Raw genomic sequence first — 14,727 nt, 5'->3', positions numbered from 1 at the left:
TTAGAATACATATGCACGCAACTCCTATCCTTCTTGTTTCTCGTCAATTCAAGTGTAAAGGATATAGGAGTTTGCGTGTTTTTTTATGCTTAAGTTTTTGGAAACCCCAACATATATTTTAGAGCCAGAAAAAAGGGCCACACATAGCGAATATGTGTGGCCCTTTTACGATGATTTCTCCCAAGAGCTTATTCTTTTGGCTCTAAGTCTTCAATGGAGTCAATATCCATGTATGCTGGGACGGCTAAGCCGATCTTCGCACCATCCACGTTAGGGCCTAAATCTTCAAATTGACCCTCATACTCAGCGTATAATTCCCCGTGTGTGGATGGCATCCAAGGTGCTAGAGATGCATCAGCACTGCCATCTGCTATTGCTTCGAACATCACAGCCGGGTCAACTGGTGTAAGTGTGACACTGTAACCTTGTTGTTCTAAGATAACCTTAGCTATATTGTTGGTAAAAGTTTCTGCATCCCATGGAGTTAAAACCAATTCAATTGGGGTACCATCTACAGGATCTACTCCTTCTGTCCATTCTGCAACTGTTTCTTGATTTTCATTTACCCACTCTTGTGCTACTTCTTCAAAGCTTTTTTCCTGGGCTTCCAACAAGCCGGATTCTACGTCTGCTAGCTCCCACTCGAACCGGTCAAGTATGGTATGAGCTTCCGGCATGTCTTCCTTTAATCCTTTTCTGGCAATTGTGGTGATGGATTCTTCTTCTCCATAGATACCTTTAGGATCTTCAAGGTACTTTATATCCCAATTGGCAAACATATAATGGGGAGACCATGCACTAATGACGATTGGTTCTTCCTTATCGATCGCATCGTCCAATTCCGTCAGCATGGCACCTGTTGAGGACAGTTCCTGCTGCCAACCAGCCAGGCTATCGTATTCAGACAAAGCGATTTCGTTGGTTTCCGTTTGACCGGCCCCAGGCTCTATCCCCGTAATGGTATATTCCATTTCTTCACTGACACTTGTTTCTGTTTGTGCGTCCCCACCACTGGTTCCGCAGCCTGCAGCTATAAGGGATAAGGATAAACCAGCGATTACCCCCAACTTCTTCCACTTGTTGTTAAACATGTTGTATAACACTCCTCTTCTTTATGCATTCTATTTGGTAAAAGTTCTGGAATACTGTGCTCCATGCTTGCTTAAACACAACATGTTTAATGTTATATGTTTCAGGTGAATGAATCAAACAGCAAATTCAGTTATTTCTGTACAAAAAAAACGTACAGTTATCAATAAACGAGGATTTTTAGGATAAACTAGTACATTTTGTACTGTATCCTCCGTATAACACCCCCAACTGATTTATTTATCGGAAATTTTTGTGATTCTCACGCGAATAATCACTTGAAAGACAGAGAAAGGTGAAACCATTTTCTTTTGAATACGTACGAATTTAGCAGAAGGAAGTTACTGGCATTCATTATCGGAGGGTGTGAACTGTGAAGAAGATTTTATGTTTAATACCAATGCTTTTCATTATGGCCGCTTGTACGGAGGATGAATCCATGGAAACCAACTATTATCTATCCCTGATGGGGGAGAGTGATACGTGGGAATTGACTGGGTATGAAATGATGCTGACTTCCGATGGAGAGAAGGCAGGAAACGGCAAACTGTCCATGAAGGAGGTAGATGAATATATATCAGACTCCTTCAGTTTCAGGACGCATGCGGTGGTCGGCAGGGAAGACACGGTCATTCATGGCAGTTCCGTATCTGGACGGACGGATATAGCACAGCAAACCACAGGAACGGTGGAAGGAAAAGGCGGAAACCCCATTACGCTGGATAATGTAAGCAACATCTACATGACGGTCGAGTGGTGGGATATGGATAAAAATGAAAAGGTGCAGGAACGCATAGAATTATATAGGAAACCGGAAAATGGGGGGACGTTTTTGGATGGGGAAGGATGATGCAGGGGGGAGCATAGTATCTCGAACTCTAGTTGAAGGCATGGGGGCTGACTGGAGTTAAGGACTACTATTTTACGTAACTAGCATTAAAAAAGAGATGGTTAAATCGGTGTTTACATGCATTTACTGATGATTGCTAAAAGAGTTGGGAGGAGTGGGAGAATGAGTGGAAATCATGAAACACCTGAAGAAAGAAGAGAACGGATGAGACAGGAAGAGTTAAAGAAACCTTCGAGCAGTATCCAAGGAAGCAACCTGGCAGACTTAGTCGGTGGTTTGGAGTGGAAAGGTACTGGGATCCTTGTTCTATTATTGATTGGGGGCTTCCTTATTTATTCTGTTTTCTTCCGTTGATTTGAAGCGGGTGCTGCCGACAGAGCGATAGGAATTTGTTTTTATAGGTGGGGGCGAACAGTTTAGCTGATGATATAGTCCCCTTGGCAGAGAACGAACGGGGGAAGAGGAGGTTATACATGATTAAAAAACTATTATTTTTTGTACTATTCTTATCTGTTATGGGGGCGTGCAGCCAACAAGCAACAGAAGAAGATCCATCTAAAACAAACCAAATTACTTTAGATGATGTAGAAACGGTTATAACAGATCACGGATTTGAATTAGAAAGAGAATCAGATTTACCAAGTGAGAACGTCTTTATGCAAGAGTTAAATGGTATGACACCTGAAGTATATAAGTTAGAAGGGAACACATTATCAGTTTATGTATTTCCTTCTGAGGGTGATAGAGCAAAAGGAATTCAAGAGTTTGAAGAGAGAACAGCCACTGCAGACGTAGTAGAACATAAAGCATATGGATTAAATAACATATTGGTTTTTTATGTAAGTGATGATGAAAAGATCCAAAATAGATTGTTTGACACATTACAAAATTTAATTATTCCAGAATAAAAACGTATTCGACTAATGGTAGTAAAGGAACCAACTGACCGGTGCCTTATGGCGGGTGGTATAGGTGGTGGCGGGATTGCAGGCATAGCTTTATGACCGGAACTGGGTCGGTTTTGTGTTGATTCACATTCGACTTCACTGTCCAGACTGACTGCTTATCCCACATTCCCCTACACCTCCTTTACGGTAATTGCTGGAGAATACTTACTTACCTTGCATCCATCCAGGTCATGCTCGTTTAGCAGGCCGAGCTCGATGGCGGCGTGAATTTTCTCGCCGTCCGGCTTCTTCACCACTTTGATCAAATCCTCCATATTCAATTCCTCGAGGCGAGAGATGGTTCTGTCATCCACGAATTTATCCGAGCGGCGGATTTGCCGCTGTATTTTATAATTTCCCTCGATCAATTCACCTTTCGCATTGGTTCCCACCCGCTCATCAAAATAGGCATGGAACGCTTGCTTGAGCTGGCTTATTTCTTGATCGATTTCTTTCTTTTGACACTGCAGCTCATAATAACGAGCCAACATGTCCTCGGTAATTGCGTCCGTCTTTGTCATTGAACCCCTCCCTGGAAATGGCTTGTGTTATATTCTATTGGGGATGGACGGGGATTATGACGGGAAAAATAAGTACATACCAAAATTTTACTATGTTACCCGTTCTTCAGACTAAAGTCCTCGTTGATAGGTTGGAAATAAGGTGTAAATCCATAATAGGGCAAAGGGTAGAAAGGTAGCTCGCAACCTTCGAGAAAGGCGCTGAATCACCGACAACCTGCATCACGTCCTGACATACTAGGACAAAAAGTAACGGGTATTTAGTAGGGAAAAAATTCAAATAACCTTTATATAAGCTTAATCTTTTCTTAATCTTTCCCTGATAAACTTGAACTATAGCAAATTTTGAGAGGAGAGATTTTATGATTAAGAAATTAGGTGTTGCCGCACTGAGTACCGGATTACTTTTTTCAGCGGTAGCAGGTGCCGGCGCACATCCGGGAAATGGAAATGGCAACGGAAATCCGCCGGAATGGGCCGGACAGCCTGGAGGGCCTTGGAGTGTAAATGAAGATGAGAGGGGCAACCCGGAACAAGAAGTGGAAAATGTGATTTACATGATCCCGGACGGATTCAATACGGATTATGCAGCTAACTACCGCATGTTTAAAGGGGAAGAAGCGGTATGGGATGAACATTTGAAAGGCATGTTCAGTACATATTCTGCTAGCTCTAATATTACCGATTCAGCAGCAGCAGGTACAGCAATGGCCACCGGTGTGAAGACGAATAACGGAACCATTGGATTGGATGCAGATGGAAATGAAGTGGAGACAATCCTGGAAACATTAAAGCAGGAAGAGGATAAATCTGCAGGGCTTGTCGCAACATCAGCCATCACCCATGCGACCCCGGCAGCATTTGCCTCCCATAATGAAAGCCGCAATAATGAAACAGAAATCGCCTCCGATTTACTGGAAAATGAAGTAGATGTCCTGCTTGGTGGCGGGAAAAACAACTTCCTTCCTGAATCAGAAGGCGGCAACCAGCCAGAAGACAATCTGTTGGAGCAAGCACAAGATCAGGGATACCAGTTTGTAGAAACCCCTGAGGCATTGAGTGAAGCAGATGTAGACGTAGAAGAAGGAGAAAAACTGCTAGGACTGTTCGCAGATGGAGCTCTTTCCCCAGAAGTACTGCGTGACGAAGCAGAAGAGCCAAGCCTCGCTGAAATGACCGAAACAGCAATCAGCACACTGGAACAAGACGAAGACGGATTCTTCCTGATGGTGGAAGGAAGCCAGATCGACTGGGCTGGCCATGACAATGATGCAGGCTGGGCTATGACTGACGTTGCTGCATTTGAACAGGCAGTAGAAGAAGCTATCGAGTTTGCGGAAGAAGACGGTGAAACACTAGTAGTCGTTGCCGGCGACCATGAGACTGGCGGCATGACAGTTGGTGCCAACGGATCCGCAACAGCTAACCCTGAAGTGTTGCGCGACATCACAGCAACAGGCGACTACATGGCCTCCGAGCTGAACGAAGACCGCAGCAATGTCGCTGACGTGCTGAACACCTATACTGGATTTGACCTGACCGATGAAGAAATCCAGTTCATCCAGGAAGCAGATGACGCAGCAACTGCCATCAACCAAGTAGTCAGCGACCGCGCCAATATCGGCTGGACAAGCACCAACCACACCGGCGTTGACATCCAAGTCTACGCATATGGCCCAGGAGCAGACGAATTCTCCGGCTATCATGACAACACTGACCTGCCGAAGATCATTGCAGATGTATTGGATGTGGAATTTGGAGAGTAATTGATTGAGGCTGATGGGATTGCTGGGGCCCGAGCGTGACTGCTCACTATCACTAAGCAGCCAACCTTATTTTCCAAAGAGCATTTTATAAACATTCTTTTGATGGGTGTGGAGCTTCTTCCACGCCCATCTTTTTTATTTTAAAAAATGACTCTAAGATTAAAGTAGGGGTTTCCAAAAACTTAGGCATAAAAACAGCACCTTTCAAACAGCTATTAACTGCTTGAAAGGTGCATTTCCCATTTGAGATTTATTGATTAATTTTTAAAACAGGTTTGATAACTGAACCATTCTCTGATTCTTCAAACGCCTTATTTATTTCATCAAATTCATAGAATTTTACCATGCGGTCGAATGGAAATTGTCCCTTTTTATAGTAGGAAATCAATTCTGGAATAAATTTCTGTGGAATAGCATCACCTTGACTTGTTCCTACGATACTATTTCCTCCTAGTGCCAAGGCTTCCAACGGTACAGTGAAACCATCATCAGTAACGACAGTGGCTAGCTTTCCGAACGTATCTAATGATTCGACTGCTTGTTTGATTACCGCATCTACTCCCGTAGTATCCAGTATATTTTGCACTCCTGATCCAGTAATTTCTTTGATCTTCTCTGCCACATCTACATTACCACTTTTAATAGAAGCTGTTGCACCCAATTCTTCAGCAAGTTCTAAACGATTTTCATGGAGATCAATGGCGATAATATTTTCGCAACCGGCAATTTTAGCAGCCATAATTGCACTCAATCCAACGGCACCGACTCCAAATACCGCAATAGAACTACCTGACTCCGGTTTTAGCACATTTAAAACAGTACTAGCACCTGTTTGCAGGCCGCAACCAAGAGGAGCCGCTAAAGCTAAGTCGATATCCTTATCAATTTTTACAACATTCCTTTGGTTAACGAGTGAGTACGTAGCAAAAGAAGATTGTCCGAAGAACCGTGAAACTAATTTATTTTCCTCATCGATATGGCTATTCAAGTTAAGTTCAGCATAATTTTCACAATGGGCAGGGTGATTGGCTAAACAATTATCACATTTTCCGCAACTTGCGAATGAGACAACCACATGATCTCCTTTTTGAAGATCAGTAACTTCAGCCCCTACCTCTTCAACAATTCCAGCACCTTCATGGCCAAGTACCGATGGTGGATTGACCATACCTGTGTCTCTCCCTGAAACATCCGTATGGCAAATTCCAGATGCTGTTACTTTTATTAAAACATCGTTCGAATTTAGTTCGGGTAACTCTACGTCTTTGAGTTCAAAAGGTTCTCCCCTTTTAGGGGTTACTGCTGCCTTAATTTTCATGATTATATTCTCCCTTTTTTGAAGTTTGTTTCCAGTTTCTTATAGAAGTTTCATTATAACAGTAGATTTATACATAACCCAAATTTAAGCCTGAGGTCAATTTAAAACAGTACGTTTAAAATTTCCCCTATCTGGGCCATACTGTAAATGGGTCACATCAATTCCTCCTTTACAATTTTTTCGACGGTAGAAAACATGTATGGAGGATTGATGTTTTTTTTATGCAATTTTATGGACTAATCGCCACCCTACCGCAATAGAATGCCAGCATTCGGGCGCCAAGCATCATCACTTGGCCTCGTGCCACTCACTCGTGCCTCGCGCATTCCCACTCGGGCGCCAGCACCGCAACTCAATTCACACCCAACCACACCAAACTCATCCACCATACTCTACCCCAAACAAATCCCTCAAAAACCCCCCCATATCCTTCTAAGCCTCAAGACCTATCCAAAGATATAACCCAGGCTCATTACGGAGCGTCGGCATTCCCGGTAAGATGGAATCAAGATAAAGAAAGGAGGCGGTAGTGTATGAGGAAGTTTCTATTATTTGTCAGCGGCTTGGTTGCGCTGTTGGTATTACTGGCGAACCTTGGGCCGATGGTGCTGCTGGCAGTGAGCGGCTGGCTGTTGTATGTGGTATTTAAGAAGTTTGTAAAGAGTGATTCGACGGCCGCGAAGGTTGGCTGGGTGATTGTCGGCTTGATTGTTCTGAGCATTGTGTTTTCCAATATTTATGCGGTGATTGGTGTGGCGGCTGTTTATGCGCTGTATTGGATTTACCAGAATTGGAATAAGGATGAGCGTGATCCGGTGGTCGAGACGGTGGAAGATGATGATCCGTTCACCAATTTCGAACGCCAGTGGGCTGAACTGAATAATTAATGAAAAGGAGAGAATGAGCATGACAAACACAAACATTTTCACTCGGATAAAGGATTCGATTTCCGCAGATTTGCACGATATGATGGACAGGAAGGAACAGAAGAACCCGATTGCGGCGCTGAATCAATATTTGCGGCAGAGCGAGCAGGAGACGGAAAAGGTGCGCAGGCTGATTGGGCGCCAGCATAAGCTGAAAGAGGAGTTTACCAGAGAGTATGGGAAGGCGCAGGATCTGGCCGATAAACGGTCAAGGCAGGCGGACATTGCTGCTAAAGCCGGGGAGACGGACATGCAGGAGTTCGCCTGGAAGGAGCAGGAGGAATATCAGGCACGCGCGGACCGGATGAAGGCGAGCCGGGACGAGGCGGCAAGTGAGCTCGAGACACTAGAGCAGAAATATGAGTACATGAAGCACCGGCTGAAGGATATGCATCTGCGCCGGATGGAACTGATGGGGCGGGAGAATGTTGCCCACGCCAATCATCAGATCAATAAAGTGGTCGATGACGCGTCAGACCAATCTTTTTCTAAATTCGAGGAAATGGAGCGGTATATCGAGGGGCTTGAGCATCAAGTGAACAGTGCGCATTACCGAAGCACGTTCGACAGCAAAATAGCCAAGCTCGAGAAGGAATTGAACGAAAAAGCCAACTAAAAAATGGTATACTGTAAAAGGCGCAGCATCTGCGTCTTTATTACATAGAAAGGGAGGGTTGCCTCATGTTCAAACGATTCCAAACTGACACATTCAACTGGATCCTGATTATTGGGGCAGTCCTCTTTGTATTTGAAATTATCTTCTCTTTTGGCGGCACCCTGATCCCAGCGATACTTTCCGGGCTGTTCATGTACCTGGGCTGGAAGAATTTCTCCGCTTTGTGGGGGAAAATTGTTTTCTGGATTTTTCTGATCAGCCTGGTGCTGTCCATTTTAAATCTGCTTGCCGTCCGTTTCCTGATTGTTGCGGCGATTGTTCTATTCATCCTCAACTACCGAAAAAAGACGAAAGAAAAGGATGCGTTGGAGCCGATCCTCCCCGGGATGGATGAGCAGCGAGCTGAGCCGGTAGTGAAAGTGGATCCATTGTTCGACCATAAAATTTTCGACGACCAGCGGACAGAGGATACCGCCTATCAATGGCGGGACATCAATATCCATGGTGTGTTCGGCAATCGGATGATCGACTTGAGCAACACCGTGCTCCCGAGTGATACAGCGGTCATCTCCATCCGCCATGTGATGGGCAATATCGAAATTTATGTACCGTATGAAGTGGAGGTCAGTGTCCATCATAGCTCCGTCTTCGGCAGGGCGCATATCTTGGGGGAGCATCATTGGAAACTGATGAATCAATCCCTTTTCTATCAAACGGAAAACTATGACAAGGCCGGCCCGCGCGTGAAAATCATCACCTCATTATTCTCCGGAGATCTCGAGGTGAGGCGCATATGAAGACGATCATTCGGCACGTGATTGCCGCCGTACTTTTCAGTGTGCTGCTCGCTGTTATTCTGGTCGGCATCACACTGGCCACATTCTCCATCACCGACTGGTCCACCATCTGGGAACAGAAAATCGGCGACTTTTCCTTTCTGGCCTCCATCCTCGGTATTGTAGCGGTCATCGGGGTCATCGCCGGCATTTCCACCGGATGGTACTGGAAGGAGCGGCTTTATCAGATTGACCGGAAGCTGGTCCAGATGGTGAAGGGGCAGAAGGTAGACGAGGAAGAGGCCTATCGAGAACTGGACAGCATCCAGAAACATATGAGGGAGTTACAGGAAAAAATCAGGCAGCAGGCAGAATACTCACAGCGGCTCGCTACAGAGCGGGCAACCGAGCGGGAAAAGAGCCTCCAAGAAATCGTCGTTCAGGAGCGGAACCGCCTGGCCAGGGAGCTGCACGACTCCGTCAGCCAGCAGCTGTTCGCCGCCTCGATGATGATGTCGGCGATCAATGAATCAAATCCGCCGGAGGACACTGCCATCCAAAAGCAGCTGCAAATGGTGGAAAAAATGATCCACCAATCCCAGCTTGAAATGCGTGCACTGCTGCTTCATCTGCGGCCGGTGGCATTGAAAGGGAAATCCCTGCAGGAAGGCATCCAGGAACTCTTATTGGAGCTGACCCAGAAAATACCGATTGAAATCGATTGGAAAGTGGAACAGTTCCCGATCGATAAAGGGGTGGAGGACCAGCTCTTCCGCATCCTACAGGAATCCGTATCCAATACACTCCGGCATGCCGAGGCAACGACCTTCCACATCATGCTGATCGAGCGGGATGCGACGATTATCATGCGGACAGTAGATAATGGTGTCGGCTTTGATATGGAAAAAGTGAAAACAAGTTCCTACGGCCTGCAGAATATGCGTGAACGCGCCTATGAAGTCGGGGGCACATTTAAAGTAATCAGCTTGAAAAATGAAGGAACCAGGCTGGAAGTCAAGGTTCCAATACTGGCAAAGGAGGGGGAAAACAATGATTAAGGTGCTGTTTGCCGATGATCATGAAATGGTACGGATCGGTGTGTCCGCCTACCTGTCCGCACAGCCGGATATCGACGTCGTGGCAGAAGCGGATGACGGAAAAGCCGCCGTCGACACGGCACTCGAAATGAAGCCGGACGTCATCCTGATGGACCTCGTCATGAAAGAAATGGATGGGATCGAAGCGACCCGGCTCATTATGGAGCAGTGGCCCGGGGCGAAAATCATTATCGTTACCAGCTTCCTCGACGATGAAAAAGTCTATCCGGCACTCGAAGCGGGGGCGACCAGCTATATGCTGAAAACCTCCAAAGCTAGCGAAATCGCAGAGGCCATCCGAGCCACCCATCAAGGCCAGTCCATCCTGGAGCCGGAAGTCACCGGAAAAATCATGAACCGCATGCGCGAGAAACCATCCGACGAATTGCACGACCAACTGACCGAACGGGAAATGGAAATCCTCCTGCTCATCGCCCAAGGCAAAACCAACCAGGAAATCGCCGACCAATTATACATTGCGTTAAAAACCGTAAAAGTACACGTCAGTAACATATTAGGCAAACTGGAAGTCCAGGACCGCACCCAGGCAGTCATCTATGCATTTAAACATGACTTGGTGAAGTAGGGGGCTTCAGCCCGTACCCACCACTCGGGCCGCACAGCAGCGCACTCGGGCTTTAGCAACTCTCACTCGGGCCGCGTGGCAGTGCACTCGGGCGCCATCCCCCTCCACTCGGGTCGCGCAGCAACGCACTCAAGCCCCAACCCCGCCCACTCAACCCCCCACCAGCCCCAACAAACAAAAAAATTCCAAAAAATATGTTTATCCTCCACCAACCCGGGGTACAACAATACTACAAAGCTCCCATTAGGGGGAGTGTTACTATTCCTTAGAAACCTTCCCTTTTCCTGGCTGACTTGTGAATTACATCTTTCCCCCTAATGAAAAATCCCCTCCAGCAATGAGCTGGAGAGGATTTGTTTTACATATTCATAGAAATCTTTGATTAGTATAGACGCTTGTAGCTGTCGAATTTAGCGCCCCAGTAGTATGGGTCGTTTACGTCAGCGATGGCTACGCCAGTGCTGGATGCAGCATGGATAAATTTGCCGTTTCCAAGATAGATTCCCATGTGGGAGATTCCTGGACGGTAAGTATTCTTGAAGAATACGAGATCCCCTGGCTGCGGGTTGCTTACATAGTGAGAGCGGTCAAAGTATCCGTCAGTGGACGTACGTGCGATATCTTTACCAGCTTGTTTGTAAGCCCAGTAGATGAATCCGCTGCAGTCAAAACCGGATGTAGAAGTTCCGCCCCATACATATGGAGTTCCGATTTGGCTTTTCGCACCGCTGATCAGCTGGTCTACATTGTATCCTGCAGATACATTGGAAGAGCTGCTGGAGCTTGAGCTAGAACTTGCAGTAGAAGTGCTTGTGCTCTTGCCATTGATGCTCAGTTTCTGTCCGACACGGATCAGATCAGAGCTCAGGTTGTTCCAGCTTTTCAGGTCGGATACACTCACGCCGTGATTGGTAGCGATACGATACAAAGTGTCACCGGATTTAACAGAATAGATAGTAGTAGAAGCTACAGATCCACTGTTAGATGAAGTGCTGGTGCTTGTGCTCGTATTAGAGCTGGAAGAACTGGTGCTTCCGGATTGGCTTACAGTCAGCTTGTCTCCTGGATAGATCAAGTGGCCACTGATGTTGTTCCAAGACTGCAAGTTAGAAACTGAGATATTATGCTTGGAGGCAATACCGTGCAAAGTATCTCCGCTTTTCACGGTGTAAGTAGTAGTGTTGGTTGAAGTAGATGCTATGCTGGAGTTTGAGTTTGATGTAGTAGTTGTATTGGATGTTTCGATTACTTGATTTGGGTATATTGTATTATTTGATAGACCATTAATAGACTTCAACTGGTTTACACTTGTATTATATTGTTGTGAAATGCTCCATAATGTTTCTCCGCTTTGTACTTTATGTGATGCCGCGTCAACCTCGTCTGCTGCGAAAATTGCTGAAGCGATGGCTGCCGATGCAGTAACAGACATGATAAATTTCTTGTTAGTCAATTCCGTTTTCCCCCTGTATATTAAGTGAATAATATGAGTAATTTTTTTCTATCAATCTGGAAGAATTACTTGTTTCTACCAACCTTGCTAGAATTTAACTTAAGTATATACCCGGTTTCGTCATTTCGCTAGATAGTTAGGCCATTTGTAATGCAACTGTAATACAACGTAATACACTGTAATACAAAGTCTGCCGGCATTCGGCAAAAAGCCCCAGCAATTACCGCCATAATGGCAGGGCATATGCACTGGGAAAATAGACATACATATTATATAGAAGAAACTAGGGGCTGCCGGGTAGATCGGCAGTCTATTTCATTGCTAATGTGGAAGACTGGAGTGTTCCGGAAAGCCTCTAAGACTGGCAGAAGAAAAAACGGAATGTAATAAATAGGTAATACAAAAGAAGCCTGGTGGATGAAATCTGCTGCGTGGCCCGAGTGGGGAGTCCTTGTCCCGAGTGTCGGCTACTAGGCCCGAGTCAGCGCACCCGCGGTCCGAGTACCAGCATCCCGCACCCACTCAATCATAAGATCTTAAAATCTCTAAACCCTATTGAATAGGTGAATATTATCCTTTCCTTTAGAGCATAATTACCAAAATATATCAAATAGTTTGTTGCCAATTTAGTGGTAAAGTGCGGTATATTTTTGAATAGAAATTTTTTACTAAAATATTTTGGAGGATGGATACTTTATTAGGTTTTTTGCGGTCCCTGTATGGTCGGCTAATGGGACATATATGACGGCAGCAGATGATATACACAGAAAGGTCTGTAAATAGTTACAAAGCTACATATTTCCATGGACTATGGCGCACGAGACTGTCGAAAAGGCAACTCTATAGGTGTAGCAACACCCCATCATCAAAATATTCTTGTTTCCTGCCCAGACAATATCTCCGCAGGTACGTTCCCTGCTGTATTTAACATTTAGGTAATCTACTGTGGCAATAAAATGTTCCTTCTTACTTTGATAAGTATTGATTAGAAAATTTTGGTAGACAACTGTTAATTGTATCTATTACAATGAAAAAAACGTTCTTAAAAAAAGGAATTAGCCGGCTATATCTAGAACCTAGATAGTAGATGAATATCCTTTTAATTGAAAATTCAGTTTATTTTCTTTAAATCTTACTCGCGTGCTGATTTGGTGTAGGAGAAAGGGGGTGCCAGGCGCATGGTAGATCTATTGCTCGTAGAAGATCAGCGGCTGTTTGCAGATGGATGGAAAGGGATGTTCCATGCAGCTGGCGATATCCAGCTGGTCGGATGTGCCAGGGACGGACAGGAAGCGGTCAACCTTTGTGCTGAATTGCAGCCGGACGTGGTGCTGATGGATATCGGCAGGGCGCAAATGGACGGAGTTCGGCTGACCGTTCAGATAAAGGAACAGTTCCCCGATGTCAAGGTGCTCCTCCTTTCTTCTGAAGTGGATGAGGAGTTGGTGATCAGCGGGGTGAATGTAGGAGCGGACGGCTTCCTGCTGACAGAACTGCATGCCGATGTGCTGCTGGAAACCATACGGAATATTCACCGCGGCGACAATGTCCTATCTGGAAAAGCGGCACGAATCCTCACCAAGAAAATTCGCGAACTGACCATGGATAAGAAGCAGCTCCTCGAAAAACAGCTCGACAAGCATGGCCACGAATTTACCAAGCGTGAGCTCGATATCGCTTACCTGTTCATGGACAACCTCTCCAATAAACAGATTGCAAAGCGCCTCTACTTGGGCGAAGGAACGGTAAAGAATTATATTAGCGGAATCTATCAAAAATTGGACATCAAAACACGAGCACAAGCCATTAATTATTTTCAATCTCTGCTCAGAAAGTAAAATAAACTGGGAAATAATGACACTTTCCACGAAAAGTAACTAAATTTGTGACTAAAGTTATAGTACGATAGAATCACATTCCTTTTGGGGGTGTGATTCTATTTTTTTACCAAAAAATACGACAGGCGGACACAGCCCCATGCAAATCATTTACTTAAGCAAGGAAGAATTTATACCGGAAATTGAGGAAGGGTTGAGAGCCCAGTCCGACATCATACTAGTTGGCAGCCTGCATTATAACAAGGATGCTGGCGAATTGGCCATTATGCTCGGGGTAGGAGGGGTCATCTGGGATGTCGATGGTGTCCCGGCAGAGGAGGTAGATTTTCTTATCAAGTACCTGAAAGGCAGGAAACCCGATATGGCTGTGGTACTGGTGACAGCATGTACAGACGACACTACACTTTACCAGCTGCTCTGTACCGAGGCCGATAGTCTCATCATCAAGGACGAGCAGGCACCGGTGGAAGCCGCCCGGGCCATTCGCTCTATCCAGTCAGAATGCTATTACCTTTCTGCCGAGAAAATCCCTTTATTCCTTACTCGACTAGATGAATTGGAAAACATGAATAGGAATATCTTCCACCAGAAACTGGGGAAGAAACATCCGGAGTTGTCGAGGAAAGAGGCCGAGATTGCCTATTATTTAATGCGCGGCTATAAAAATCCGGCAATTGCCCGGAAGCTTAATATGAATCCAACTACAGTAAAAGTGCATGTCAGCCATATCTATAATAAGCTTTCGATCAAGGGACGTAAAAATCTGACGTCCTTTTTAAAGAAAACACAGAATACGCACTAACCGGATATCTCATACTTAGCAAACGTAAAGCTATTTCCTTGGAAAAATTTTAAGCCTCAGATTTCATAGAGAGTCCTTTTATCGATTTGGAGTAAATTAGGTGGTTGAGCTTATTCAAAGTGATAGTTATAAAGGACTCTTG

Annotated in this window: 15 protein-coding genes; 11 read left to right on the top strand and 4 right to left on the bottom strand. The window is 45.3% G+C overall.

Going from position 1 to position 14,727, the window contains the following annotated elements:
* Positions 1-188: 188 nt before the first annotated feature.
* Positions 189-1,091, bottom strand: coding sequence for a glycine betaine ABC transporter substrate-binding protein (locus tag ACFODW_RS12965; RefSeq protein WP_390307118.1), 903 nt, complete (start codon positions 1,089-1,091; stop codon positions 189-191).
* 371 nt (positions 1,092-1,462) lie between these two features.
* On the opposite strand from ACFODW_RS12965, the gene ACFODW_RS12960 reads away from it, so the two are divergent.
* The 3 genes from ACFODW_RS12960 to ACFODW_RS12950 all read left to right on the top strand — a co-directional run bounded on the left by ACFODW_RS12960 (position 1,463) and on the right by ACFODW_RS12950 (position 2,847).
* Positions 1,463-1,939 (top strand): hypothetical protein, encoded by a 477-nt coding sequence (locus ACFODW_RS12960; RefSeq protein WP_390307116.1) that lies wholly within the window; start codon positions 1,463-1,465, stop codon positions 1,937-1,939.
* Between the two features lie 162 nt (positions 1,940-2,101).
* Positions 2,102-2,293 carry a DUF6366 family protein gene (locus ACFODW_RS12955; RefSeq protein WP_390307114.1) on the top strand — a complete coding sequence of 64 codons (192 nt, stop codon included), beginning with the start codon at positions 2,102-2,104 and terminating at the stop codon, positions 2,291-2,293.
* Between the two features lie 119 nt (positions 2,294-2,412).
* Positions 2,413-2,847, top strand: coding sequence for a hypothetical protein (locus tag ACFODW_RS12950; protein ID WP_390307112.1), 435 nt, complete (start codon positions 2,413-2,415; stop codon positions 2,845-2,847).
* A gap of 170 nt (positions 2,848-3,017) precedes the next feature.
* Here the strand turns inward: ACFODW_RS12950 and ACFODW_RS12945 are convergent, their stop codons facing one another.
* Positions 3,018-3,407, bottom strand: a complete 390-nt coding sequence (locus tag ACFODW_RS12945) for a hypothetical protein (RefSeq protein WP_390307110.1) — start codon at positions 3,405-3,407, stop codon at positions 3,018-3,020.
* A gap of 362 nt (positions 3,408-3,769) precedes the next feature.
* On the opposite strand from ACFODW_RS12945, the gene ACFODW_RS12940 reads away from it, so the two are divergent.
* Positions 3,770-5,173 (top strand): alkaline phosphatase, encoded by a 1,404-nt coding sequence (locus ACFODW_RS12940; RefSeq protein WP_390307108.1) that lies wholly within the window; start codon positions 3,770-3,772, stop codon positions 5,171-5,173.
* A 250-nt stretch (positions 5,174-5,423) separates the two neighbouring features.
* Here ACFODW_RS12940 and ACFODW_RS12935 read toward each other — a convergent pair whose 3' ends face one another.
* Complete coding sequence (locus ACFODW_RS12935) at positions 5,424-6,491, bottom strand: NAD(P)-dependent alcohol dehydrogenase (protein ID WP_390307106.1); 1,068 nt, start codon at positions 6,489-6,491, stop codon at positions 5,424-5,426.
* A gap of 533 nt (positions 6,492-7,024) precedes the next feature.
* On the opposite strand from ACFODW_RS12935, the gene ACFODW_RS12930 reads away from it, so the two are divergent.
* The 5 genes from ACFODW_RS12930 to ACFODW_RS12910 all read left to right on the top strand — a co-directional run bounded on the left by ACFODW_RS12930 (position 7,025) and on the right by ACFODW_RS12910 (position 10,492).
* Positions 7,025-7,378, top strand: a complete 354-nt coding sequence (locus ACFODW_RS12930; protein WP_390307104.1) for a lmo0954 family membrane protein — start codon at positions 7,025-7,027, stop codon at positions 7,376-7,378.
* 19 nt (positions 7,379-7,397) lie between these two features.
* A complete protein-coding gene (locus tag ACFODW_RS12925) occupies positions 7,398-8,033 on the top strand; it encodes a PspA/IM30 family protein (protein WP_390307101.1) in 636 nt (211 codons plus the stop codon).
* Between the two features lie 65 nt (positions 8,034-8,098).
* Complete coding sequence (gene liaF / locus ACFODW_RS12920; protein WP_390307099.1) at positions 8,099-8,830, top strand: cell wall-active antibiotics response protein LiaF; 732 nt, start codon at positions 8,099-8,101, stop codon at positions 8,828-8,830.
* Positions 8,827-9,867 carry a sensor histidine kinase gene (locus ACFODW_RS12915; RefSeq protein WP_390307096.1) on the top strand — a complete coding sequence of 347 codons (1,041 nt, stop codon included), beginning with the start codon at positions 8,827-8,829 and terminating at the stop codon, positions 9,865-9,867. Before liaF ends, ACFODW_RS12915 begins: the two co-directional genes overlap by 4 nt.
* Positions 9,860-10,492, top strand: coding sequence for a response regulator (locus tag ACFODW_RS12910; protein WP_390307094.1), 633 nt, complete (start codon positions 9,860-9,862; stop codon positions 10,490-10,492). Before ACFODW_RS12915 ends, ACFODW_RS12910 begins: the two co-directional genes overlap by 8 nt.
* A 382-nt stretch (positions 10,493-10,874) precedes the next feature.
* Here ACFODW_RS12910 and ACFODW_RS12905 read toward each other — a convergent pair whose 3' ends face one another.
* Positions 10,875-11,945, bottom strand: a complete 1,071-nt coding sequence (locus ACFODW_RS12905; RefSeq protein ID WP_390307092.1) for a C40 family peptidase — start codon at positions 11,943-11,945, stop codon at positions 10,875-10,877.
* A 1,178-nt stretch (positions 11,946-13,123) separates the two neighbouring features.
* On the opposite strand from ACFODW_RS12905, the gene ACFODW_RS12900 reads away from it, so the two are divergent.
* Positions 13,124-13,783 carry a response regulator gene (locus ACFODW_RS12900; protein WP_390307090.1) on the top strand — a complete coding sequence of 220 codons (660 nt, stop codon included), beginning with the start codon at positions 13,124-13,126 and terminating at the stop codon, positions 13,781-13,783.
* A gap of 139 nt (positions 13,784-13,922) precedes the next feature.
* Positions 13,923-14,585 (top strand): helix-turn-helix transcriptional regulator, encoded by a 663-nt coding sequence (locus ACFODW_RS12895; protein WP_390307088.1) that lies wholly within the window; start codon positions 13,923-13,925, stop codon positions 14,583-14,585.
* The last annotated feature ends 142 nt before the right edge of the window (positions 14,586-14,727 follow it).

Origin of the sequence: Virgibacillus sediminis, assembly GCF_042643265.1 — a bacterium.
Taxonomy (GTDB): Bacteria; Bacillota; Bacilli; order Bacillales; family Amphibacillaceae; genus Virgibacillus_O; species Virgibacillus_O sediminis.
This window is presented reverse-complemented; position numbering and strand designations above follow the sequence as displayed.

What these genes read in the sequence shown, in the direction of transcription:
- ACFODW_RS12950 (WP_390307112.1), top strand. Translation starts at nt 2,413, where the DNA reads ATGATTAAAAAACTATTATTTTTTGTACTATTCTTATCTGTTATGGGG.
- ACFODW_RS12925 (WP_390307101.1), top strand. Translation starts at nt 7,398, where the DNA reads ATGACAAACACAAACATTTTCACTCGGATAAAGGATTCGATTTCCGCA.
- ACFODW_RS12935 (WP_390307106.1), bottom strand. Translation starts at nt 6,491, where the DNA reads ATGAAAATTAAGGCAGCAGTAACCCCTAAAAGGGGAGAACCTTTTGAA.
- ACFODW_RS12915 (WP_390307096.1), top strand. Translation starts at nt 8,827, where the DNA reads ATGAAGACGATCATTCGGCACGTGATTGCCGCCGTACTTTTCAGTGTG.
- ACFODW_RS12895 (WP_390307088.1), top strand. Translation starts at nt 13,923, where the DNA reads ATGCAAATCATTTACTTAAGCAAGGAAGAATTTATACCGGAAATTGAG.
- ACFODW_RS12955 (WP_390307114.1), top strand. Translation starts at nt 2,102, where the DNA reads ATGAGTGGAAATCATGAAACACCTGAAGAAAGAAGAGAACGGATGAGA.
- ACFODW_RS12940 (WP_390307108.1), top strand. Translation starts at nt 3,770, where the DNA reads ATGATTAAGAAATTAGGTGTTGCCGCACTGAGTACCGGATTACTTTTT.
- ACFODW_RS12965 (WP_390307118.1), bottom strand. Translation starts at nt 1,091, where the DNA reads ATGTTTAACAACAAGTGGAAGAAGTTGGGGGTAATCGCTGGTTTATCC.
- ACFODW_RS12945 (WP_390307110.1), bottom strand. Translation starts at nt 3,407, where the DNA reads ATGACAAAGACGGACGCAATTACCGAGGACATGTTGGCTCGTTATTAT.
- ACFODW_RS12910 (WP_390307094.1), top strand. Translation starts at nt 9,860, where the DNA reads ATGATTAAGGTGCTGTTTGCCGATGATCATGAAATGGTACGGATCGGT.
- ACFODW_RS12900 (WP_390307090.1), top strand. Translation starts at nt 13,124, where the DNA reads ATGGTAGATCTATTGCTCGTAGAAGATCAGCGGCTGTTTGCAGATGGA.
- liaF (WP_390307099.1), top strand. Translation starts at nt 8,099, where the DNA reads ATGTTCAAACGATTCCAAACTGACACATTCAACTGGATCCTGATTATT.
- ACFODW_RS12930 (WP_390307104.1), top strand. Translation starts at nt 7,025, where the DNA reads ATGAGGAAGTTTCTATTATTTGTCAGCGGCTTGGTTGCGCTGTTGGTA.